The following is a 22,576-nucleotide window of genomic DNA, read 5'->3' as shown; positions in this document are numbered from 1 at the left end:
GCCCGGCTCCGCGAGCCCCACGAGGCCGCGCCCCGGCCGCGCCCCGGTCGGGCCCCGGTCGGGCCCCTAGAGCTTGAGCCCGCTGATCATGCTCGCCACGTTGGAGGTCAGCTGGGAGAGCGTCGGAGCCACGGTCGAGCTCGCCAGGTAGAAGCCGAGCAGCACGCAGACCGCGGCGTGACCCGCTTTCAGGCCCGAGCGCCGGACCAGCAGGAACACGACGATCGCCAGCAGCACCACGGCCGAGATCGATAGTGCCACGGCGTTTCACCTCCACGTCGAGCGGACATCGGGTTCGCGTACTCGCAACTCGGTGCTCGGCAGAGTCATACCCACCGTGCGCTACGGATCATAACTATCCGTACCAGCGCATCGATCGATTCCGGCAGCACGAGGGGCGCACGCCGCGCATGTCCGGGGTCACGGGAGTACCGGCCGGGGAGCCTGTACGCCGCCCCGGCCGGCTGTCGGCACCCGCACGGCCGCACGGGCCCCAGGTTGCCGGGCCCGGATCTCGGGACAGAAACGGTCAAGTTGCCTGCGTGTAAACCGAGTTGTGGAGGATCTGTGATGCCGTTCGCAGCTGTGGCGAGAAATGAGCGGTGGCGAGAGGCCTGAGCTCACTCCTTGGTCAGCGGTCCCGGCGGTGTCGCCGGAGGCGGCGTCGGCGGCGGCGTGTCGGACGGCGGGACCACCTGCCGCTCGGACGCGAAGTGGCAGGCGGAGGGATGGGCGGCCGGGCCGCCCGGCAGGAAGGCCGGGATCTCCAGGAGCGGGACCTCCGTGGTGCAGCGGGCCTCGGCCTTCCAGCAGCGGGTGCGGAAGCGGCAGCCCGAGGGCGGGTTGGCCGGGGAGGGCACGTCGCCGGAGAGGATGATCCGGTCCCGTCCCGCGCGGGCCGCCGGATCGGGGACCGGGACGGCGGAGAGCAGCGCCTGCGTGTACGGGTGGGTGGGGTGGTCGTAGATCTGCGTGTCGGTGCCGATCTCGACGATCCGGCCCAGGTACATGACACCGACCCGGTCGGAGATGTGCCGGACGATGGAGAGGTCGTGCGCGATGAACACGTAGGAGAGGTTGAACTCGTTCTGGAGGCGCTCCAGGAGGTTGACCACCTGGGCCTGGACGGAGACGTCGAGCGCGGAGACCGGCTCGTCGGCCACGATGATCTCGGGCTGGAGGGCGAGGCCGCGGGCGATGCCGATGCGCTGGCGCTGGCCGCCGGAGAACTGGTGCGGGTACCGGTTGATGTACTCCGGGTTGAGACCGACCACGTCCAGGAGCTCCTGGACCTTGCGGCGCCGGTCGCCCTTCGGAGCCACCTCGGGGTGGATCTCGTAGGGCTCGCCGATGATGTCGCCGACCGTCATCCGCGGGTTCAGCGAGGTGTACGGGTCCTGGAACACCATCTGGATGTTGCGGCGGACGGACTTGAGGGCCTTGCCGGACAGTCTGGCGAGGTCCTCGCCCTTGTACCTGATGGCCCCCGCCGTGGGGCGTTCCAGGTTGACCAGCATCTTGGCCACGGTGGACTTGCCGCAGCCCGACTCCCCGACGATGCCGAGGGTCTCGCCGGCCCGCAGGTCGAAGGAGACCCCGTCGACGGCCCTGACGGCGCCGACCTGCTTCTTGAAGAGGATGCCCTGGGTCAGCGGGTAGTGCTTGACCAGGTCCCTGACCTCCAGGATGGACTCAGCCACCGAGGCACTCCTTCCAGAAGAAGCAGGCGCTGGCGCGGTCCGGTCCGACCTCGGCCAGCGGCGGTACGTCGGTGCGGCAGACGTCCCGGGCCATCGGGCAGCGCGGGTTGAAGGCGCAGCCCGGCGGGATGGCCAGCAGGTTGGGCGGCAGGCCCTTGATGGCGTACAGCTCCTGGCCCTTCTGGTCCAGGCGCGGGATCGAGTCGAGCAGGCCGCGGGTGTAGGGGTGGGCCGGGTTCCGGTAGATCTCGTGGACGGGTGCGGACTCCACGATCCGGCCGGCGTACATGACGGCGATCTTGTCGGCCACGTCGGCGACGACGCCGAGGTCGTGGGTGATCAGGATCAGACCCATGTTGAGCTCGCGCTGGAGCTCGGCGAGGAGGTCCATGACCTGGGCCTGGACGGTGACGTCCAGGGCCGTGGTCGGCTCGTCGGCGATGATGAGCGAGGGCTCGAGCGCCATGGCCATGGCGATCATGATGCGCTGGCGCATGCCGCCGGAGAACTGGTGCGGGTAGTCCCCCACCCGCTCCTTCGCCGCCGGGATCTTCACCCGGTCCATCAGCTCGACCGCTTTGGCCCGGGCCTCCTTGCGGGACATCCCGCGGTGGACCTCGTACATCTCGCCGAGCTGTGCGCCCACGCTCAGTACGGGGTTGAGGGAGGACAGCGCGTCCTGGAAGATCATGGCCATCCCGGCCCCGCGGATCTTCCGGCGCTCCTCCTCCTTCATCTTCAGCAGGTCCTGGCCCTTGAAGAGGATCTCGCCGCCCGCGATGCGGCCCGGCGGCATGTCGAGGATGCCCATGACGGCTTGCGCGGTGACCGACTTGCCCGAGCCGGACTCGCCGAGCACGGCGAGGGTCTCGCCCTCGGCCACCGAGTAGTTGACTCCGTTGACGGCCTTCGCGACTCCGTCCCGCGTCTTGAATTCCACGTGCAGATCGCGCACTTCGAGCAGCATGTACGGGGCTCCTCAGCGCAGCTTGGGGTCGAGGGCGTCGCGCACCGCGTCGCCGAGCATGATGAACGCGAGCACGGTCACGCTGAGCGCGCCGGCCGGATAGAGCAGCATGTGCGGGGCGTTGCGGATCTGGGAGGCGGCGTTGGAGATGTCGATGCCCCAGGAGACGGTCGGCGGGCGCAGGCCCACGCCGAGGAAGGACAGGGTCGCCTCCAGGGCGATGTACGTGCCCAGGGCGATGGTGGCGACGACGATGACGGGCGCGATCGCGTTGGGCGCCACGTGCCGCAGCAGCATCCGGCCGTTGCCGGCGCCGAGCGCCCGGGCGGCCTGGACGTAGTCGTTCTGTTTGGCGGTGATGACCGAGCCGCGGGCGATGCGGGCCAGTTGCGGCCAGCCGAGCAGCACGATGAAGCCGACGACGGGCCAGACGGTGGTGCTGGTGACCACGGACAGGAAGACCAGGCCGCCGAGGACCACGGGGATGCCGAAGAAGATGTCGGCGACCCGGGAGAGCAGCGAGTCGGCCCAGCCGCCGAAGAACCCGGCGAGTCCGCCGAGCGCCGAGCCGAGGAGGGCCGCCCCGAGGGTGGCGCAGACGCCCACGGTGATGGAAGCGCGGGCCCCGTAGACGGTACGGGTGTACACGTCGCAGCCCTGGGTGTCGTAGCCGAAGGGGTGGCCCGGGGAGGAGCCCTGCTGCGATTTGGACAGGTCGCACTTGAGGGGGTCGCCGCTCGCGATGAGCTGGGGCCAGATCGCGATGACGACCAGGAAGAGGATCAGCAGGCTGCTGACGATGAAGACGGGGTTGCGGCGCAGCTGGTGCCAGGCGTCGGACCACAGCGACCGCGCCTTCTCCTGCGGTCCCGCGGGTCCTCCCCCGAGCTCCTTCTCCAGGCTCTCGGCCTCCTCCAGGGCGAGATCCATGGCCCCTCCCTGGCCGGTGGGGGCGATGGACTCGTGGGCGGCGGGGCTCAGTGGATCGAAGGCGGGTCGCTCGGGCTCAGGCATAACGGATCCTCGGGTCCAGGACCGCGTAGAGCAGGTCGACGAGCAGGTTCGCCAGCAGGAAGACGATGACGAGGATGGTCACGAAGCCGACCACCGTCGGGGAGTTGTTGCGCAGGATGCCCTGGTAGAGCTGGTAGCCGACGCCGTGGATGTTGAAGATCCGCTCGGTGACGATGGCGCCGCCCATCAGGGCGCCGATGTCGGTGCCGATGAAGGTGACGACGGGGATCAGCGAGTTGCGCAGCAGGTGGCGGGTGATGACCCGGCGCCGGGGCAGGCCTTTGGCGACGGCGGTGCGGACGTAGTCGGCCTTGACGTTCTCGGCGATCGAGGTCCGGCTGAGCCGGGTGACGTAGGCGAGGGAGACCAGTGCGAGGACGATGCCGGGCAGGATCAGTTCGTTGAAGGGGGCGTCCGGGGAGACCGTGGGCCGTACCCAGCCCCATTTGACGCCGAGGACGAACTGCAGCAGGTAGCCCGTCACGAAGGTCGGCACCGAGATCACGACCAGGGTGAGCACCAGCAGGCTGGTGTCGACGGACTTGCCGCGGTGCAGGCCGCTGATCACGCCGAGGGTGATGCCGACGACGATCTCGATGACGATCGCGACGATGGTCAGGCGCAGCGTCACCGGGAAGGCGGTGGCCATGAGCTCGGTGACCTTCTGGCCGTTGAAGGCCGTGCCGAAGTCGCCCTGGAAGATCTGGCCCATGTAGTGCAGGTACTGCTCCCACAGCGGGCGGTCGAGGTAGAGGTCCTTGCGGATGCGGGCGGCGGTGGCGGGGTCGGGGGCCTTGTCGCCGAAGAGGGCGGCGACCGGGTCACCGAGCGCGTACACCATGAAGAAGATCAGGAACGTGCTGCCGATGAACACGGGGATCATCTGGAGCAGTCGCCGGATCACATAACGTCCCATGGACTGCTCCAGGATCGATCCGTAGGCGGGTCAGCTGACCTTGATCTGGTCGTAGACGGGCACGCTGAACTGGTTGAGCGCCACGTCGGAGATCCGCTCCGAGTGGCCGGCGCTGCCGTTCTGGTACCAGAGCGGGATCGACGGCATCTGGGCGGCGAGGATCTTCTCCGCCTCCCGGAACTTGGCCGTCGCCTTGGCCGCGTCGCTCTCCCGGTTGGCCTCGTCGACGAGCCTGTCGAACTCCGGGTTGCTGAACTTGCCGTAGTTCGAGGAGGCGCCGGTGTAGTACAGCGGCTCCAGGAAGTTCTGGATCAGCGGGTAGTCGGCCTGCCAGCCGGACCGGAAGGGGCCGGTCAGCTTGAAGGAGCTCTGCTGGTTGCGGAAGTCCGCGAACGTGCCGATCGGGTTGACCGTGCAGACCGGTCCTTCGCCCAGTGCGTTGTTGATGCTGTTGCAGACGGCGTCCATCCACTCACGGTGCGAGCCGGTGTCCACGTTGGACGTCAGCGTGACCTTGCCGCCGGGCAGTCCGCCGCCCGACTGGATGAGCTTCTTGGCCTCGGCGGGGTTGAAGGAGCAGGCCTCGCCGCAGGCGGTGGTGGAGAAGCCGCCCTTGTCTCCGAGGGCCGGGGAGGTCCAGTCCTTGGCCGGGGTGCGGGTCTCCTTGAAGATCTGCTTGGTGATCTCGTCGCGGTTGATCGCCATCGAGATGCCGATGCGGACCTTCTCCATGCCCTCCTTGCTCCACTGGGGGTCGTAGAGCGGGAAGGTGAGGGTCTGGATGATCAGGGCCGGCTGGTTGATGTAGCGGTCGCCCAGGTCGTTCTTGACGTTCTTGAGCTGCTGCGCCGGGATGTCGTCGACGAGGTCGAGGTTGCCGGAGATCAGGTCGGTGTAGGCGGTGTTGTTGTCGGTGTAGACCTTCAGGTCCACGCCGCCGTTGACCGCCTTGTCCTCGCCCGTGTAGCCGTCCCACTTGCGCAGCTTCATGCCGGTGCCCTTGGTGTACGAGTCCACCGTGTACGGGCCGTTGCCGACGGGCTTCTTCAGCCAGCCCTCGTGGTCGGTGAAGAAGGACTTGGGCAGCGGGGAGAACGCCTGGTAGCCGAGGGTCTCGGGCCAGGTGGAGAACTTCTCCTTGAGCGCGACCGTGAAGGTCTTGGGGTCCTTGACGACCAGGCCGGACATCGTCTTGGACTTGGGGTCGCCCGACGCGGGGTGCACGTCCGCGTAGCCGACGATGTCGGAGAAGAACGGCGAGTTGTTCTGCTTCTTGCTGACGTCCGCGCCGTAGTTCCAGGCGTCCACGAACGACTGGGCGGTGACCGGCTCGTCGTTGCTGAACTTCCAGCCGTCCTTCAGCGTGATCGTGAAGTTCTGGCTGTCGGTGGTCTCGATCTTCTCGGCGAGCATGTTGTTGGCCTCGCCGGTCTTCGGGTCGTACCGCTTCAGACCCCGGAAGAGCATGTCGAGGACCTTGCCGCCCTGGACCTCGTTGGTGTTGGCGGGCTCCAGCGGGTTCTGCGGGTCACCCCACGAGGAACTGATGATTCCCTCGCCACCGCCCCCGCCGCTGTCGCTTCCGCCGCCGCCGCAGGCCGTCGCCGCCAGGACGACGGCCGCCGCGCATGCGGCCCACTTGGCGTGGGTGGCTCCGCGCATGGAGTGCCTCCTACTGGGATCCCAAGACTCACTTAGGGCCCAATGTCACCCTATGTGGGGTCCCGCACACTCCTGGTTGGACCGATTGCACCCTCGCGTCCCCCGCCTGTCACCCCTGCGAGTGCAAAGCGACCTCCCAGGTGTTCACCGCGTAGTGCATCGTCATGCCGTGCGCCTCGTACAGCGCGAGTGCGCCGGTTACGTTGGCCGTGTCCACGCCGAGGCCCACCGTGGAGCGGCCGCGCGCCGCGTAGGCGGCGAACCCGTGGCGCAGCAGGAAACCGCCGACCCCCCGGCCGCGCGCGGCCCTGACGACGCCGAGGTGGCTGAGCCATCCCATGCTGGTGCGGTCGTCGCGGGTCAGCAGGACCCCTACGTCGCCCAGCGCGGGCAGGCTCGCGATCCACACCAGTGACCAGTCGAGGCCGCGGCCGTCGATGTGGTCCAGCCAGGGCCCGTAGGGGCGCTCCACGTGGCCGAAGTGCTCGGCGAAGCTCTCCTCGATCAGGGCGTGGGCGCGGCGGCGCTCGGCCTCGTCCCCGTCGCAGGGGCGCAGGGTCAGCCCGGCGGGCGGGGCCGGCGCCGCCCGGTCCGGCTCCAGGGTGCGGGTCATCACCTGGTAGCGGCGCACGGTCCGGTAGCCGCGGCCGGGCAGCAGGTCGGCGTCGAGGGTGGGCTCGACGTTGAGCTGGAGTCGCAGCCAGGCGCCGGGCGCGCCGGCGGCGAGCTCGCGGGCCCGGATCTCCATCCGCTCCAGCAACCGGACGGCGGCCGTGCGGTGGCCGGGCAGGACGTAGTGCTCGGAGTCGACGCGGCCGGGGCCCGAGTCGGCCCACACCAGGGCGTAAGCGACGAGCCGGCCGCCCTCGAAGGCGAGCCAGGAGTCCCGTGCGAGATCGACGTCGGGATGGTGCAGGTCGGCCTCGACGGCGGCGAGGTCGGTCTCGGGGCGGCCGATCTCGATGAGGTCGACGGCGTTGAGGAGACCGCAGATGTCACCGGCGTCCGAGGGCCCGGCGGGACGTACGGTCAGGAGGTCGCTCATCGGACCACTCTGGGACGGCACCGGGCGGGGCCGCAACCGGCTTTGTGCCGCCGGCGGACGCGAAGGCGCCCGGTGCCGGAGAGATCCGGTACCGGGCGCCTTCGGTGCGTGTCCGCGGGAGATCAGACGGCCAGGACGGCCTTCTCCTCGGCGAAGTGGCAGGCCGACTCGTGCGCGGCCGGCGACTTGACGCCCTGGAAGCGCTCCGGGATCGCGAGCAGCGGCTCCTCCACGGAGCACTTCTCCTCGGCCTTCCAGCAGCGGGTGCGGAAGCGGCAGCCCGACGGCGGGTTGGCCGGGGAGGGTACGTCACCGGTGAGGATGATCCGGTCGCGGTGCGCGCGGGCCTCGGGGTCCGGCACCGGCACGGCGGAGAGCAGCGCCTGCGTGTACGGGTGCGTCGGGTGCTCGTAGATCTGCTCGTCCGTACCGATCTCGGCCATCTTGCCGAGGTACATGACGCCGACGCGGTCCGAGATGTGCCGGACGATGGAGAGGTCGTGCGCGATGAAGATGTAGGAGAGGTTGAACTCCTCCTGCAGGTTCTCCATCAGGTTGATGACCTGGGCCTGCACCGACACGTCGAGCGCGGAGACCGGCTCGTCGCAGATGATGATCTCCGGGTTGAGCGCGAGGCCGCGGGCGATGCCGATGCGCTGGCGCTGGCCGCCGGAGAACTGGTGCGGGTACCGGTTGATGTACTCCGGGTTGAGACCGACGACGTCCAGGAGCTCCTGCACCTTGCGGCGCCGGTCGCCCTTGGGGGCCACCTCGGGGTGGATGTCGTAGGTCTCGCCGATGATGTCGCCGACCGTCATGCGCGGGTTCAGCGAGGTGTACGGGTCCTGGAACACCATCTGGATGTTGCGGCGGACGGCCTTCAGGGCGCGGCCGGACAGCTTGGTGATGTCCTGGCCCTTGTAGAAGACCTCGCCGGCGGTGGCGCGCTCCAGGTTCATCAGCAGCTTGGCGACGGTGGACTTGCCACAGCCGGACTCGCCGACGATGCCGAGGGTCTCGCCCTGGTACAGGTCGAAGGAGATCCCGTCGACCGCCTTGACCGCACCGACCTGCTTCTTGAACAGGATGCCCTGGGTCAGCGGGAAGTGCTTGACCAGGTTGCGGACCTGGAGGATCGGCTCGCCACGCTCGGGGGCGTTCTTGGTGAGCTCAGCCATGGATCTGCTCCTTCCAGAAGTGGCACGCGCTGTGACGGCCGGCCAGTTCGGTGCCGTCCTGCTCGCTGACGGGCTGGAGCGCGGGGACCTCCGACCGGCAGATGTCCTGCGCGGCGACGCAGCGCGGGCTGAACGAGCAGCCCGTGGGCAGGCGCAGCAGGTTCGGCGGCAGACCCTTGATCGCGAAGAGCTCCTGGCCCTTCTGGTCCAGGCGCGGGATCGAGTCGAGCAGGCCGCGGGTGTAGGGGTGCGCCGGGCGCTTGTAGATCTCGTGGACCGGAGCGGTCTCGACGATCCGGCCGGCGTACATGACGGCGATCTTGTCCGCGACGTCGGCGACGACGCCGAGGTCGTGGGTGATCAGGATCAGACCCATGTTGAGCTCGCGCTGGAGCTCCGCGAGGAGGTCCATGACCTGGGCCTGGACGGTGACGTCCAGGGCCGTGGTCGGCTCGTCGGCGATGATCAGGTCCGGCTCCAGCGCGATCGCCATGGCGATCATGATGCGCTGGCGCATGCCACCGGAGAAGTGGTGCGGGTAATCGTCCACGCGCTGCTTGGCAGCCGGGATCTTCACCTTGTCCATCAGCTCGATGGCCTTGAGCCGGGCTTCCTTCTTCGACAGGCCCTGATGGACGCGGAACATCTCGCCCAGCTGGTAGCCGACGGTGAGCACCGGGTTGAGGGACGAGAGCGCGTCCTGGAAGATCATGGCGATCTTCCGGCCGCGGAGCTTGCGCCGCTCTTCGAAGCTCATCTTGAGCATGTCCTGGCCGCGGAAGAAGATCTCGCCCTGCGGGATCTTGCCGGGAGGCATGTCGAGGATGCCCATGATGGCCTGGGCGGTGACCGACTTGCCGGAGCCCGACTCGCCGAGTACGGCGAGGGTCTCGCCGGCGCTCACGCTGTAGTTGACGCCGTTGACGGCCTTGGCCACACCGTCACGGGTGTGGAACTCGACGTGCAGGTCGCGCACTTCGAGGAGCGGCGTCTGCGGGTCCCCGTCACGCGGAGAGGGAACGCTGGAGGTGTTGTCCATGGTGATCACTTACGCCCTCCTCAGCGCAGCTTGGGGTCGAGGGCGTTGCGGACCGCTTCGCCGAGCATGATGAACGCGAGGACGGTGATGCTGAGCATGATCGAGGGGTAGATCAGGATGTGCTTGGCCACCCGGATCTGATCGGAACCGGCGGAGATGTCCACGCCCCACGAGATGGACGGCGACGCGAGACCCAGACCCAGGTAGGACAGGGTCGCCTCGGCCGCGATGTAGCCACCCAGCGCGATCGTGGAGACCACGATCACCGGCGCCATGGCGTTCGGCAGGATGTGCCGGAGCATGATCCGGGGGGTACCGGCGCCCAGGGCCTTCGCGGCGTGCACGTAGTCGGCCTGCTTGACGGTGATGACCGCGCCGCGCATGACGCGGGTGATCTGCGTCCAGCCCAGGAAGGCCAGGGCGAAGACGACGGTCCACACGGTGCGGTTGGTGAACGCCTGGAGGACGACCATCGAGCCGAGCAGGAAGGGGATGCCGAAGAAGACGTCGGTGATCCGGGAGATGATCGCGTCGGTCAGGCCGCCGAAGTAGCCCGAGATCATCCCCGTCAGCCCGCCCACGAGGGTGACGATCAGGGTGACGCAGACGGCGACGATCAGCGAGGCGCGGGTGCCGTAGATCAGACGCGCGTAGACGCTGCGCCCCTGGCCGTCCCAGCCGAGCCAGTCGGGCGAGCCTATGCTGCCGAGCTCGGGCTTCTGGAGGAAGTGGTTGACCAGGTCGCCCTTGGTGGGGTCGGCACTGGTGAACAGGCTCGGGAAGACGGCGATCAGCAGCAGGAAGAAGATCAGCACCGAGGAGACGAGGAAGTAGGGGTTGCGCCGCAGGTCGGCCCAGGCGTCCCCCCACAGGCTGCGCGCCTTCTCGGGCTTCTGCGCCGCTACGGGGGCGACGGGGGCCGAGTTCTCCTCGGCCGTCGCGGTTTCGGTCTTGGTCATATCAGGCATACCGGATCCTCGGGTCCAGGACCGCGTAGAGGAGGTCGACGAGCAGGCTGGCGAGCAGATAGACCACGACCAGGATGGTGACGACGCCGACGAGGGTCGCACCTTCACGCCGGGCCAGGGAGTCGTAGATCAGACCGCCGACGCCCTTGACGTTGAAGATCCGCTCGGTGACGACGGCGCCGCCCATCAGGGCGCCGATGTCGGTACCGAGGAAGGTCGCCACGGGGATCAGCGAGTTGCGCATCAGGTGCACACCGATGACGCGGCGCTTCGGAAGACCCTTGGCCACGGCCGTGCGCACGTAGTCGGCACGCAGGTTCTCCGCGATCGACGTACGGGTCAGGCGGGCCACGTAGGCGAGGGACAGCGAGCCCAGCACCACGGCCGGCGCCAGGAGTTCGTCCCACGTGGGGTAGTTGCTCACGTTGGGAGTGATCCAGCCGAGCTGGAAGGCGAACACCGTCTTGATGACGAAGCCGAGGACGAACACCGGGACCGAGATGATCAGCAGCGTCAGGATCAGCACGAGGTTGTCCACGAGCTTGCCCGCCTTGAGGCCGGCGGCGATGCCGAGGCCGAGGCCGAGCACCAGCTCGATGACGAACGCGAGCAGGGCGATGCGGCCCGTGACCGGGAACGCGTCGCCGAGAACATCGGTGATCTCACGGCCGCTGCGGATCTGCTGGCCGAAGTCGAAGTGGAACAGGATGTTCGATATGTAGTTCCAGTACTGCTGGTACAGCGGCAGGTCCAGGCCGTGTTCGTGCCTGAGCTTCGCCAACGTGGCGGGGTCTACGCCCTTGTCTCCGAAGAGTCCGGCCACGGGGTCGCCGGGCAGGCTGTAGACCATCAAGAAGATGAGCAGGGTCGTCCCGAAGAAGACCGGGATCATCTGGAGCAGTCGTCGTGCGACATAGCGCCCCATCATGCCTCCGTAGAAGATGCGGCAGGCGCAGCCGGACGGGCCCTTTCGCCACGCACGCGCGTGACGTTTCCGTCACTGCGTCGCGAAAGGGCCCCCCGGGCGCTGCATGTAGGCCCGGATGTGGGCCGGCTCCCCGCCGGCCCACATCCGTCGAAAGGAATTACGCGGTGGGACTTACTTCTTGACCTCGACACCCTCAAGGATCGGGTCGCCGTCCTGGGCGTACTTCACGTTCTGGACCTTCTCCGAGAAGCCCGCGTTGACCTTGTAGTACCAGAGCGGGATCGACGGCATGTAGTTGACGAGGTCCTTCTCGATGGCCTGGTAGGCCTTCACGGACTCGTCGAGGGTCTTGGCCGTGTCCGCCGCGGCGATCTTCGCGTCGAGCTCGGGGCTGGTGAAGCCACCCTGGTTGCCGCCGGCGCCCGTACGGAACAGGTCGCTGATGAAGTTGGCGTTCACCGGGTAGTCGAGCACCCAGCCGGAGCGGTAGAACGACTTGACCTGCTTGGACTTACGGGCCTGGAGGTCGGCCTGGAAGTCCGGCTTGGCGTCACCGGTGCACTTGACGCCCGTGGACTGGGTGATGCTGTTGCAGACAGCCTCGACCCACTCCTTGTGACCGCCGTCCGAGTTGAACTGGATGGAGATCTCGTTGTTCGGGACGCCGCCGCCCTCGGCGATGAGCGCCTTGGCCTTCGCGGGGTCGAACTTGGCGACGTCACCCGAGCCGTCCGGCGTGTAGCCGAGGACACCCTTGGCGACCCAGCCGGTGGCGGGGTCACGGGTGCCCTGGAGCACGGTCTTGGTGATGGTGGCGCGGTCGATCGCCATCGACAGGCCCTGGATGACCTTCGGGTTGACCGGCTTCGGGTTCTTCCACTGGTCGGCGTAGAACGCGACGGCCAGCGTCTGGATCGCCGAGTAGGCCTGGTCCACGGCACGGTCACCGAGGTCGGCACGGTAGACCGGGAGGTCCTTCGAGGCGATCTGGCGCAGGACGTCGACGTTGCCCGACTTCAGGTCTTCGTAGGCGGTCTCGAGGGTGGCGTAGTTCTTGAGGATCACGCCGCCGTTCTTCGCCTTGTTCTCGCCCTTGTAGTCGTCGTAGCGCGTGAGCTCGATCTGCTTCTTGTGCTCCCACGACTTGAACTTGTACGGGCCGTTGCCGACCGGCTTCTCACCGGCGGCGGCGGGGTCCTTGTAGAAGGACTCCGGCAGCGGGGAGAAGACCTCGTAGCCGAGCTTGTACTCGAAGTACGGCACCGCGTTGGCGAGCTCGATGGTGAAGGTGTTCTCGTCGATGACCTTCAGGCCCTCGAGCGCCTCGGCGGTGGGCTTGGCGCCCTCGGCCTCGGGGTGCAGGGCGTCGAAGCCCTTGATGTCGGCGAACCAGGACGCGTTGCCCTGCTTGTTGTTGATGTTCGCGGCCCAGTTCCACGCCTTGACGTAGGACTCGGCGGTCACCTTGGTGCCGTCGTGGAAGGTCCAGCCCGGCTTGAGCTTGACGGTCCACAGCTTGCTGTCGTCCGACTTGACCGACTCGGCGTTGACGTTGACGATCTTGCCGTCGGCGTCGTAGTCGACCAGCTGGGAGAACAGACCCGACATGACGATCGAGCCGTTGGACTCCATCGTGTCGGCCGGCTGGAGAAGCTTCTCCGGCTCGCCAACCTCGACGGAGTAGATGCCGTTCGGGTCGACTTCACCCTTGCCGGCCGCCGCCTTGCCGCCGCCGCCACCGCAAGCGGTCGCAGCCAGGGCAACGACAATCGCGCCCGTTACCCACTTGGCGCTCTTGGCACCGCGCATGGGTTTCCTCCTCATGAGTCCACTGTCTGATGTGAAGGGCACGAGTTGCGTTTCGCCGACACCCCTGACGGCGATAAGGAACCAGTGCCCCGAGTGTGCTCGTGAGTCGACGCTCCCCACAGCGTGTGACCCATTGACCCGAGCTCAATGGAGCCATCCTCAGGGACGCCTTGACCGTAAACCACACTTAAGTGGTCTCGTTTTCACAACATCGCACTACGGCTAAAACCCGAAATCCGGACAAACGGATAGGAGACAGACATGAACGAAACGGACTGTTAGCACTTCTTCCGGAGTGTCACGGTCGGTATGCGGACACCGCGGACACCGGATCGAAACAATCCGCTTGACAAAAGTGAACAGCCCCTCTCGTCACGGAGACCGTGACGGGAGGGGCTGCTCGTTGAACCGGGCTTCGACGAGGACCCGGATGTGATCCGGGTCCTACGCGACTACTTGCCGGACTTGGCGCGCGAGGCGGTACGCGAGCGGTCCTTCTGGTCCAGGACGACCTTGCGGATGCGGACGGCCTCCGGGGTCACCTCGACGCACTCGTCGTCGCGGCAGAACTCCAGGGACTGCTCCAGGGAGAGCCTGCGCGGCGGCACCACGTTCTCGGTGTTGTCCGCCGAAGCCGCACGCATGTTGGTGAGCTTCTTCTCCTTGGTGATGTTCACGTCCATGTCGTCGGCGCGCGAGTTCTCGCCGACGATCATGCCCTCGTACACCTCGGTACCGGGCTCGGTGAACAGGACGCCGCGCTCCTGCAGGTTGATCATCGCGAACGGCGTGACCGACCCGGAGCGGTCGGCGACCAGGGAACCGTTGTTACGGGTCACCAGCGGGCCGAACCACGGCTCGAGGCCCTCGTGGATCGAGTGGGCGATGCCCGTGCCGCGCGTACCGGTCAGGAACTCGGTACGGAAGCCGATGAGGCCGCGCGACGGGACGACGAACTCCATGCGGACCCAGCCGGAGCCGTGGTTCGACATGTTGTCCATGCGGCCCTTGCGGACGCCCATGAGCTGCGTGACCGCACCCATGTGCTCCTCGGGGACGTCGACCGTCATGCGCTCGACCGGCTCGTGGACCTTGCCGTTGATCTCCTGCGTGACGACCTGGGGCTTGCCGATGGTCAGCTCGAAGCCCTCGCGGCGCATCTGCTCGACCAGGATGGCGAGCGCGAGCTCACCACGGCCCTGGACCTCCCAGGCGTCCGGACGCTCGGTCTCGAGCACGCGGAGCGAGACGTTACCGACCAGCTCGCGGTCCAGACGGTCCTTGACCTGGCGGGCGGTGACCTTGCGGTCCTTGACCGCGGACTTGGCGTCCGCGCCCTTGCCGCTGCCGCCGCGGCCGACCATCGGGGAGGTGTTCGTACCGATGGTCATCGAGATCGCCGGCTCGTCGACCGAGATCAGCGGGAGCGCGATCGGGTTCTCCGGGTCGGCCAGGGTCTCGCCGATCATGATGTCGGGGAAACCGGCGACCGCGCAGATGTCACCCGGGCCCGCCACCTCGGCGGGCTTGCGGGTGAGCGCCTCGGTCATCATCAGCTCGGTGATGCGGACGTTCGAGATCGTGCCGTCACGCTTGATCCACGCGACGGTCTGACCCTTGCGCAGCTCGCCCTGCTCGACGCGGACGAGCGCGATGCGGCCGAGGAAGTTGTCGGCGTCCAGGTTGGTGACGTGGGCCTGGAGGGGGGCCTCCTCGTCGTACACCGGGGCCGGCACGTGGGCCAGGATGGTGGAGAAGAACGGCTCCAGGCTGTCACTGTCCGCGGGGACGGTGCCGTCCTCCGGCTTGGTCAGCGAGGCGACGCCGTCACGGCCACAGGCGTAGACGATCGGGAACTCGATCTGCTCCTCGTCGGCGTCCAGGTCGAGGAAGAGGTCGTACGTCTCGTTGACGACCTCGTCGATCCGGGAGTCCGGACGGTCGGTCTTGTTGATGCAGAGGATGACCGGCATCTTCGCCTGCAGGGCCTTGCGCAGGACGAAGCGGGTCTGGGGCAGGGGGCCCTCGGACGCGTCCACCAGCAGGACGACGGCGTCCACCATCGACAGACCGCGCTCGACCTCACCACCGAAGTCGGCGTGGCCGGGGGTGTCGATGATGTTGATCGTGATCGGGGCCGACCCGTCCTTCGGGTGGTACTTCACCGCCGTGTTCTTGGCGAGGATCGTGATGCCCTTCTCACGCTCCAGGTCGTTCGAGTCCATCATGCGGTCGTCGAGGTGCTGGTGGGCGGCGAAGGCACCGGCCTGCTTGAGCATGGCATCGACGATGGTCGTCTTGCCATGGTCGACGTGGGCGACGATGGCGACGTTACGGATGTCGTGGCGCGTGGGCACTTCGGCGCTTCTCCCGGGATCGTGGATGGCGGCGCGTACGGTCCGGCACGCGAGCCTCGACCGGGCGGAAAACCTGCCACGGCCTTACCCCATCCTACGTCGGTTGGCGGGAACCGCCTGCCGGGGGGTCTGTCAAGAGGCCGGACGACTGAGCGGGGCCGAGTGCGGGGTGGGGGGTCTCGGCCGCCGGTACTACCTGGAAACACGCGGGTCAACGGGTATCTACGACCTTGCCCGCCGGTCATCCGGCGGGCAAGGGACTTGAGTCACATCTGAGGTTGGGGAACCCGTCTCAACCCGGGATGCACCCCTTCGTCATCACTTCTTCTTCTCCTGCTTGTCCTTGGACGTCGCCGGCTTCTTCCAGCCGATGTCCTGGTACCGCGGAGCTCCCAGACCGAAGGCGCCGGCATTGGTCAGGCCCGGCTTCACCGCCACCAGCTCGGGGCGCTGGTAGAGCGGGATGGAACCGGCCGCCGCCCAGATCCGGGCGTCCGCCTTGCGCATCAGGTCGCGGGCGGTCTCCTCGTCCAGCTCGCCGGCCGCCTGGTCGAACAGCTGGTCGATGTGGTCGGTGCCGACCCGGGTGTAGTTCTGTTCCACGAGGAGCGAGCCGTCGGCGGCCGGCTCCGGCTTGGCGAAGATGGGCCGGGCGTCGGTGGCCGGGTAGGCGGTCGCGGGCCACGAGTACAGGGCCAGGTCGTACTGGCCCGAGGCGATGTGGTCCTTGAAGAAGCTCTCGTCGGCCACCTTGGTCAGCTCCGTCTGGACGCCGACCTTGTGGAGCATCTGCGCGATCCGCTCGCCGACCGTGCGCAGCGCCTCCGAGCCGGGACCGGCCGGCAGGACGAAGCGCAGGGTGAGCGGCTTGCCGTCCTTGGCGAGCATGTTGCCGGAGGTGCGTACGGCCTGCTTGGCGGGGGCCGGGGCGGGGCTCGCCTTGGCGGGGTCCGCGGGCTCCGCGGCCGTTTCGGCGTCGAGGGCCGGGCTGCGCTTGCCGTCGTCCACGGACGCGGCCCAGGCGGCCCGGGCCGCCTGGGCCGCCTGGGCGGCCTGGGTGCGCAGGAGCTGTTCCTGGGCGGCCGCGAAGGGGGCCGGGGCGAGCACCGGGGAGGGCTGGGTCGCGGCGAAGGCGTCGGCGTCGACGATCTCCCCGTCGGGGCCGGACCCCACCTCGGGCAGCCCCTGGCCGAGGGGGTTCTCGGGGCCTTCGGGGCGGTGGTCGGGGTGGTCGGCCCGCAGGGCGGCTCTGGCGGGGGCCTCGGGCCTGCCGTCGCGGCCGTGCCCGTCGCCGTTGCGCTCGTCCTCCTGGCCCACGATGTAGAGGCCGTCGTTGCCGGTGCCCGGGCCGCTCGGGGTCTTCGAGTCGTCCTTCTCCTTCGCCGCCTCCGAGCCGGCCTTCGCACCCGCCGGATCGGTGAGCTTGCCGCCCCGGCGCCAGCCGGCGTCCGCGAGCAGGGCCTGCGAGGCCTGGGTGTCCTGGCCGCCGAGGGCGTCGCTGTTGTCGGCGTACGCCTGCTGCCCGGCCAGCGCCAGGTGGCTGCCGACCGGCTTCGCGGGCAGCCCCAGCGGCTTCAGGACGATGTCGGTGAGTGCCTGGCGGTCCAGCGCACGGGCCACGGCGCGGCGTACGCGCTCGTCGGCGAGCGGGCCACTGGCGCCGTTCATGGCGAGCTGCGTGTAGGCCGGCTCCAGGGACTTGCGGACGGTGAAACCGAGCAGGGCGCCCTGCTCCTCGGCGTACCGCTTCACCGCCTCCGCGTGCTTCTGGCGGGTCTCCTGCGCCTCCTTGGCCTTGGCCTCGTCCGCGCCGAAGGCGAGCGCCCACGACATGGTCGCCTGCGCGGGCGTCACCGAGGCGGCGGGGCCGTGTGCCCCGTCGGCCTTGGCGGCCTCGCGGCGGGCCAGGGCGATCCGGTCGGCGCCCGTACGGTCGATCTCGGCCAGATCCAGCTTGCCGGCGGCGAGCGCGGCCGGGCGTTCGGACCGGGGCACCGCGGTGAGGACCAGGGTGTCGAGCTTGGCGGGGCTGCCCCACCAGCGCGGGTTGCGGGTCAGGGCGGCGGTGCCGGTCTTCTTGTCGATGGCGCCCAGCCCGAAGGGGCCGGCGGTGACCTTCAGGGTGCCCCGGGCGCCCTCGTTGAAGCTCTCCGGGGTGCCGGTGACCTGCTTGGGGTAGAGGGGCGAGAAGAGGGAGCGCCAGTCGGCGTACGGCTTGACGAAGGTGACCTTGACCTCCAGGTCCGACTTGCCGCGTTCGATCTTCTCGATCCGGTCGTAGCCGGCGTTGCGCGCCGTCCAGTAGGCGGAGTCCTTGCCGTTGAGGGCCCTCCACTGGGCGACGAAGTCGGCGGCGCCGATCTCCCGGCCGTCGCTCCAGACCGCCTGCTGGTTGAGCTTGTACAGGACGACCTGCTTGGGCTCGCGCTCGACGACCTCGGCCTTCTCCAGGTAGTCGGGGTTGGCCACCGGCCGCCCCTTGCCGTCCAGCACGAACAGCTGGGGCAGGACGGCCCCGGCGATCCGGTTGGTGGTGGCGTCCGCATCGGCCTGGAAGGTGTTCAGGGTGCCGGGCAGGGCGTCCACGGCCCAGCGGAGCACCCCGCCGTCGGCGACCTTGTCGCGGGTGGCGGCCGCGATGTCCTGCCCTGCGGCGACCGGGCCGCCCTCCTCGTCCCCCGCGCCGCAGCCCGCGAGCAGCGGCAGTGCAAGAACTCCCGAGGTCAGGAGCGCCAAGGACCTGCGCCTTCTCTGGGACATGGGTGGTACCTCCGGGGCGGGGCTTGGGGGGCGTGAGAAGGAAGGGGCCTTGATCACGTTCGGCGGTATATGGAGCTGATCACACTGGGTGGCGAAACCCACTGAAATCGACACCCCGCCGCACCCGTCGCAGCGCACCCTCGCCACGCCGCGAACCCCACCCGTGCGGACCAATCCGGCTTGTGCCCCGGCTGCCGCGGGGAGGCCCCCAGGGCCGGGCGTTCCCCCGTAAGGGGGATGGGAACGGGGTCGGGGAGGGGCGCACGATTCACGCCTGCGCGCCCGTAATCCCTGCACGTCCCTTCACAACCGGGGACGGGAGGCGCGACACTCGCAGGCGCACATGAGCGTTGCCACCGCACCAGCGGAAGTGAGGGCAAGTCATGTCCCTGCAAGACGATTTGACCGCCGTACGGCGCAACCTGAACGAGCTGGTCCGCTCGGTGGAACGGTTGGAGAGGGACGTCGCCCGGCAGGCGCCGGCCGCCTCCCGGCCGCCCGGCGAGACCGGAATGATCAATGTCCCGGACACCCCGTACGACAGCTCGCTGTGGACGGACTCCGACGACGAGGGTCTGGGCGCCCGCGACCGCCGCGCCCCCTGACCCGCGCTCCCCGCGCACACCCCACCAGGTCCGGCCGGCCGAAGCGACGGCGGCCGGGCCTCCTGGGCCACCCCTCATCACTCCACCCGGAGTCCCCCTTGGCCACAGGCACCCAACCACCATCACAGCGGCCCGCCGGCGTCCACGACGCCTCGCGGGCCGCGATCGCAGCCCGGCACCTGCGGACCGACCGGTGGTGGCTCTCGCCCGCCGGCACCGCGGCCGGGCTGCTCGCCTTCATCGTCTACTCGACCTGGCGGGCCTTCGCCAACGCCGACTACTACTCGGCGCCGTACGTCTCGCCGTTCTACTCCCCGTGTCTCGCGGAGAACTGCCAGGAGATGCGCGGCGGCCCGAACCTCGACCTGTTCGGCAGCTGGTGGGGCCTGTCCCCCGCCCTGCTGATCCTGATCTTCCCGCTCGGCTTCCGGCTGACCTGCTACTACTACCGCAAGGCCTATTACCGGGGCTTCTGGGCCTCACCGCCCGCCTGCGCCGTCGCCGAGCCGCACACCTCGTACAGCGGCGAGACACGCTTCCCGCTGATCTTCCAGAACATGCACCGGTACTTCTTCTACGCGGCGCTGCCGGTGGCGGGCATCCTCACCTACGACACGGTGCTGACCTTCCGCAACGACCGCTACGAATGGGGCCACATGGGCCTCGGGACGCTGCTGTTCGTCATCAACATCGCGCTGATCTGGGCGTACACGCTGTCCTGCCACTCCTGCCGGCACATCATGGGCGGCCGCCTGAAGCACTTCTCCAAGCACCCGGTCCGATACCGCCTGTGGGGCTGGATCAGCCGCCTCAACTCCCGTCACATGCAGCTGGCGTGGGCCTCGCTGATCAGCGTGGCCGCGTGCGACTTCTACGTGTACCTGGTGGCCAGCGGCGCCTTCACCGACCCGAGGATCTTCTGAGATGGCTCAAGTGGAACGGCAGCAGTGGGACGTGGTCGTGGTCGGCGCGGGCGGCGCCGGGCTGCGGGCCGCGATCGAGGCCCGCGAGCGGGGGGCACGGACGGCCGTGATCTGCAAGTCCCTCTTCGGCAAGGCCCACACCGTGATGGCGGAGGGCGGCATCGCCGCCTCCATGGGCAACGTCAACGAGGGCGACAACTGGCAGGTGCACTTCCGCGACACCATGCGCGGCGGCAAGTTCCTGAACCAGTGGCGGATGGCGGAGCTGCACGCCAAGGAGGCCCCGGACCGGGTCTGGGAGCTGGAGACCTGGGGCGCGCTCTTCGACCGCACCCCCGACGGCCGGATATCGCAGCGCAACTTCGGCGGCCACGAATACCCGCGGCTCGCGCACGTCGGCGACCGGACCGGCCTCGAGCTGATCCGCACCCTCCAGCAGAAGATCGTGCAGCTGCAGCAGGAGGACTTCAAGGAGTACGGGGACTACGAGGCCCGGCTCAAGGTCTTCCAGGAGTGCACCGTCACCAGGGTCCTGAAGGACGGTGAGCGGGTCTCCGGGACCTTCTGCTACGAGCGCGAGACCGGGCGGTTCTTCGTCCTGGAGGCCCCGGCGGTGGTACTGGCCACGGGCGGGATCGGCAAGTCCTTCAAGACCACGTCCAACTCGTGGGAGTACACGGGCGACGGCCACGCGCTGGCCCTGCTCGCCGGGGCCCCGCTGCTGAACATGGAGTTCGTGCAGTTCCACCCGACCGGCATGGTCTGGCCGCCCTCGGTGAAGGGCATCCTCGTCACCGAGTCGGTGCGCGGCGACGGCGGGGTGCTGCGCAACAGCGAGGGCAAGCGGTTCATGTTCGACTACGTCCCGGACGTCTTCAAGGAGAAGTACGCGGAGTCCGAGGAGGAGGGCGACCGCTGGTACGAGGACCCGGACCACAACCGGCGCCCGCCCGAGCTGCTCCCCCGCGACGAGGTGGCCCGCGCCATCAACTCCGAGGTCAAGGCGGGGCGCGGGTCCCCGCACGGCGGGGTCTTCCTGGACGTGTCCACCCGGATGCCGGCCGAGCGGATCAAACGGCGGCTCCCGTCGATGTACCACCAGTTCAAGGAGCTGGCGGACGTGGACATCACCGCCGAGCCGATGGAGGTCGGCCCGACCTGCCACTACGTGATGGGCGGCATCGCGGTCGAGTCCGACACCGCCGCCACCCTCGGGGTGCCGGGGCTGTTCGCCGCCGGGGAGGTCGCGGGCGGGATGCACGGCTCGAACCGGCTCGGCGGGAACTCCCTGTCCGACCTGCTGGTCTTCGGCCGCCGGGCCGGACTGCACGCCGCCGGGTACGCGGCCGCGGAGGCGGGCCGGCTGCCGGTGGTGGACCAGGACCGGGTGGACGAGGCGGCCGCGGAGGCGCTGGCTCCGTTCCATGCCGCCGAGGGCGCGGAGAACCCGTACAGCCTCCACCAGGAGCTCCAGACCGCCATGAACGACCTCGTCGGCATCATCCGCCGCGAGGGCGAGATGGCCGAGGCGCTGGAGAGGCTCGCGGCCCTGCGCGTACGGGCCTCGCGCGCCGGGGTGGAGGGCCACCGGCAGTTCAACCCGGGCTGGCACCTGGCCCTGGACCTGCGCAACATGCTGCTGGTCAGCGAGTGCGTGGCCCGCGCGGCCCTGGAGCGCACGGAGAGCCGGGGCGGGCACACCCGCGAGGACTGCCCGGCGATGGAGCGGTCCTGGCGCCCGGTGAACCTGCTGTGCCGGCCGGTGGAGCCCCCTCCCGCGGACCCGGCCGCGGACCGGATCGAGCTGACCCGGGTGCGCACCGAACCCATCCGACCCGACCTGCTCGCGCTCTTCGAGAAGGAAGAGCTGGTCAAGTACCTCGCCGAAGAGGAGCTCTACGAGTGACTACCTACGATGCCGCGTTCCGGATCTGGCGGGGCGACGCGGAGGGCGGCGAGCTGCGCGACTTCACCGTGGAGGTGAACGACGGGGAGGTGGTCCTGGACATCGTCCACCGGCTCCAGGCCACCCAGGCCTCGGACCTCGCGGTGCGGTGGAACTGCAAGGCGGGCAAGTGCGGTTCGTGCAGCGCGGAGGTCAACGGGCGGCCGCGGCTGATGTGCATGACGCGGATGTCGACCTTCACCCGCGAGGAGACGATCACGGTGACCCCGCTGCGGGCCTTCCCGGTCGTCCGCGACCTGGTGACGGACGTGTCCTTCAACTACCAGAAGGCCCGCGAGGTCCCGGCCTTCGTACCGCCCGCCGGGGTCGCGCCGGGCGAGTACCGGATGCAGCAGGTGGACGTGGAGCGTTCGCAGGAGTTCAGGAAGTGCATCGAGTGCTTCCTGTGCCAGGACACCTGTCACGTGGTGCGTGACCACGAGGAGAACAAGACCGCCTTCGCGGGCCCCCGGTTCCTGATGCGGGTGGCGGAGCTGGACATGCACCCGCTGGACGCCGCGCAGGAGGTGGGCCTGGACCGCAAGCGCACGGCCCAGGAGGAGCACGGGCTCGGCTACTGCAACATCACCAAGTGCTGCACGGAGGTCTGCCCCGAAGGGATCAAGATCACGGACAACGCCCTGATCCCGCTGAAGGAGCGGGCCGTGGACCGCAAGTACGACCCTCTGGTGTGGCTGGGGAGCAAGATCCGGCGGCGTTCCGGGCAGTAGGGACCCCCAGCCGTTCACTTCGCGGTACA

18 protein-coding genes are annotated in these 22,576 nt (G+C 68.8%); 4 read left to right on the top strand and 14 right to left on the bottom strand.

What is annotated here, in order from left to right; genetic code table 11:
- Positions 1-66: 66 nt before the first annotated feature.
- The 14 genes from OG389_RS24660 to OG389_RS24595 form a co-directional block, all read right to left on the bottom strand.
- Positions 67-261, bottom strand: coding sequence for a hypothetical protein (locus OG389_RS24660; RefSeq protein ID WP_328300628.1), 195 nt, complete (start codon positions 259-261; stop codon positions 67-69).
- A 359-nt stretch (positions 262-620) separates the two neighbouring features.
- Positions 621-1,700 carry an ABC transporter ATP-binding protein gene (locus OG389_RS24655; RefSeq protein WP_328300627.1) on the bottom strand — a complete coding sequence of 360 codons (1,080 nt, stop codon included), beginning with the start codon at positions 1,698-1,700 and terminating at the stop codon, positions 621-623.
- On the bottom strand, positions 1,693-2,667 hold the full coding sequence (locus OG389_RS24650) for an ABC transporter ATP-binding protein (RefSeq protein WP_328300626.1): 975 nt from the start codon (positions 2,665-2,667) through the stop codon (positions 1,693-1,695). The genes OG389_RS24655 and OG389_RS24650 overlap by 8 nt, the downstream gene beginning before the upstream one ends.
- Before the next feature lie 12 nt (positions 2,668-2,679).
- Complete coding sequence (locus tag OG389_RS24645; protein ID WP_328300625.1) at positions 2,680-3,681, bottom strand: ABC transporter permease; 1,002 nt, start codon at positions 3,679-3,681, stop codon at positions 2,680-2,682.
- Entirely contained in the window at positions 3,674-4,597 is a 924-nt protein-coding gene (locus tag OG389_RS24640) for an ABC transporter permease (protein ID WP_328300624.1), read from the bottom strand. Before OG389_RS24640 ends, OG389_RS24645 begins: the two co-directional genes overlap by 8 nt.
- Positions 4,598-4,627: 30 nt before the next feature.
- A complete protein-coding gene (locus tag OG389_RS24635; RefSeq protein WP_328300623.1) occupies positions 4,628-6,259 on the bottom strand; it encodes a peptide ABC transporter substrate-binding protein in 1,632 nt (543 codons plus the stop codon).
- Positions 6,260-6,368: 109 nt separating this feature from the next.
- Positions 6,369-7,304 (bottom strand): GNAT family N-acetyltransferase, encoded by a 936-nt coding sequence (locus tag OG389_RS24630; RefSeq protein WP_328300621.1) that lies wholly within the window; start codon positions 7,302-7,304, stop codon positions 6,369-6,371.
- A gap of 122 nt (positions 7,305-7,426) precedes the next feature.
- Positions 7,427-8,482, bottom strand: coding sequence for an ABC transporter ATP-binding protein (locus OG389_RS24625; RefSeq protein ID WP_328300620.1), 1,056 nt, complete (start codon positions 8,480-8,482; stop codon positions 7,427-7,429).
- On the bottom strand, positions 8,475-9,521 hold the full coding sequence (locus tag OG389_RS24620; protein WP_443059453.1) for an ABC transporter ATP-binding protein: 1,047 nt from the start codon (positions 9,519-9,521) through the stop codon (positions 8,475-8,477). Before OG389_RS24620 ends, OG389_RS24625 begins: the two co-directional genes overlap by 8 nt.
- A 20-nt stretch (positions 9,522-9,541) precedes the next feature.
- Positions 9,542-10,489, bottom strand: coding sequence for an ABC transporter permease (locus OG389_RS24615; protein WP_328300618.1), 948 nt, complete (start codon positions 10,487-10,489; stop codon positions 9,542-9,544).
- The gene (locus tag OG389_RS24610) at positions 10,482-11,414 is read right to left on the bottom strand and encodes an ABC transporter permease (RefSeq protein ID WP_328304059.1); all 933 of its coding nucleotides are present in this window, start codon (positions 11,412-11,414) and stop codon (positions 10,482-10,484) included. The genes OG389_RS24615 and OG389_RS24610 overlap by 8 nt, the downstream gene beginning before the upstream one ends.
- Before the next feature lie 174 nt (positions 11,415-11,588).
- Positions 11,589-13,226 (bottom strand): peptide ABC transporter substrate-binding protein, encoded by a 1,638-nt coding sequence (locus OG389_RS24605; protein WP_328300617.1) that lies wholly within the window; start codon positions 13,224-13,226, stop codon positions 11,589-11,591.
- Between the two features lie 452 nt (positions 13,227-13,678).
- Complete coding sequence (gene typA, locus OG389_RS24600; protein ID WP_327254779.1) at positions 13,679-15,583, bottom strand: translational GTPase TypA; 1,905 nt, start codon at positions 15,581-15,583, stop codon at positions 13,679-13,681.
- A 318-nt stretch (positions 15,584-15,901) separates the two neighbouring features.
- The gene (locus OG389_RS24595; protein ID WP_328300616.1) at positions 15,902-18,343 is read right to left on the bottom strand and encodes an ABC transporter family substrate-binding protein; all 2,442 of its coding nucleotides are present in this window, start codon (positions 18,341-18,343) and stop codon (positions 15,902-15,904) included.
- A 383-nt stretch (positions 18,344-18,726) separates the two neighbouring features.
- On the opposite strand from OG389_RS24595, the gene OG389_RS24590 reads away from it, so the two are divergent.
- From OG389_RS24590 to OG389_RS24575, 4 genes are all read left to right on the top strand, one after another.
- Positions 18,727-18,948: a hypothetical protein gene (locus OG389_RS24590; protein WP_328300615.1), complete on the top strand. Its 222-nt coding sequence runs from the start codon at positions 18,727-18,729 to the stop codon at positions 18,946-18,948.
- Between the two features lie 98 nt (positions 18,949-19,046).
- A complete protein-coding gene (locus OG389_RS24585) occupies positions 19,047-19,871 on the top strand; it encodes a hypothetical protein (RefSeq protein ID WP_328300614.1) in 825 nt (274 codons plus the stop codon).
- Between the two features lies 1 nt (position 19,872).
- On the top strand, positions 19,873-21,777 hold the full coding sequence (locus OG389_RS24580) for a fumarate reductase/succinate dehydrogenase flavoprotein subunit (RefSeq protein WP_328300613.1): 1,905 nt from the start codon (positions 19,873-19,875) through the stop codon (positions 21,775-21,777).
- The gene (locus tag OG389_RS24575) at positions 21,774-22,547 is read left to right on the top strand and encodes a succinate dehydrogenase/fumarate reductase iron-sulfur subunit (protein ID WP_328300612.1); all 774 of its coding nucleotides are present in this window, start codon (positions 21,774-21,776) and stop codon (positions 22,545-22,547) included. Before OG389_RS24580 ends, OG389_RS24575 begins: the two co-directional genes overlap by 4 nt.
- The last annotated feature ends 29 nt before the right edge of the window (positions 22,548-22,576 follow it).

The organism is Streptomyces sp. NBC_00435 (assembly GCF_036014235.1).
Classification (GTDB): Bacteria; Actinomycetota; Actinomycetes; order Streptomycetales; family Streptomycetaceae; genus Streptomyces.
The sequence above is the reverse complement of the archived record's forward strand: the minus strand, read 5'-3'. Positions and strand labels throughout refer to the sequence as shown.

Coding starts and splice junctions, on each gene's coding strand:
- OG389_RS24650 (WP_328300626.1), bottom strand. CDS start 2,667: ATGCTGCTCGAAGTGCGCGATCTGCACGTGGAATTCAAGACGCGGGAC.
- OG389_RS24625 (WP_328300620.1), bottom strand. CDS start 8,482: ATGGCTGAGCTCACCAAGAACGCCCCCGAGCGTGGCGAGCCGATCCTC.
- OG389_RS24630 (WP_328300621.1), bottom strand. CDS start 7,304: ATGAGCGACCTCCTGACCGTACGTCCCGCCGGGCCCTCGGACGCCGGT.
- OG389_RS24610 (WP_328304059.1), bottom strand. CDS start 11,414: ATGGGGCGCTATGTCGCACGACGACTGCTCCAGATGATCCCGGTCTTC.
- OG389_RS24635 (WP_328300623.1), bottom strand. CDS start 6,259: ATGCGCGGAGCCACCCACGCCAAGTGGGCCGCATGCGCGGCGGCCGTC.
- OG389_RS24620 (WP_443059453.1), bottom strand. CDS start 9,521: ATGGACAACACCTCCAGCGTTCCCTCTCCGCGTGACGGGGACCCGCAG.
- OG389_RS24645 (WP_328300625.1), bottom strand. CDS start 3,681: ATGCCTGAGCCCGAGCGACCCGCCTTCGATCCACTGAGCCCCGCCGCC.
- OG389_RS24590 (WP_328300615.1), top strand. CDS start 18,727: ATGTCCCTGCAAGACGATTTGACCGCCGTACGGCGCAACCTGAACGAG.
- OG389_RS24640 (WP_328300624.1), bottom strand. CDS start 4,597: ATGGGACGTTATGTGATCCGGCGACTGCTCCAGATGATCCCCGTGTTC.
- OG389_RS24605 (WP_328300617.1), bottom strand. CDS start 13,226: ATGCGCGGTGCCAAGAGCGCCAAGTGGGTAACGGGCGCGATTGTCGTT.
- OG389_RS24580 (WP_328300613.1), top strand. CDS start 19,873: ATGGCTCAAGTGGAACGGCAGCAGTGGGACGTGGTCGTGGTCGGCGCG.
- OG389_RS24595 (WP_328300616.1), bottom strand. CDS start 18,343: ATGTCCCAGAGAAGGCGCAGGTCCTTGGCGCTCCTGACCTCGGGAGTT.
- OG389_RS24615 (WP_328300618.1), bottom strand. CDS start 10,489: ATGCCTGATATGACCAAGACCGAAACCGCGACGGCCGAGGAGAACTCG.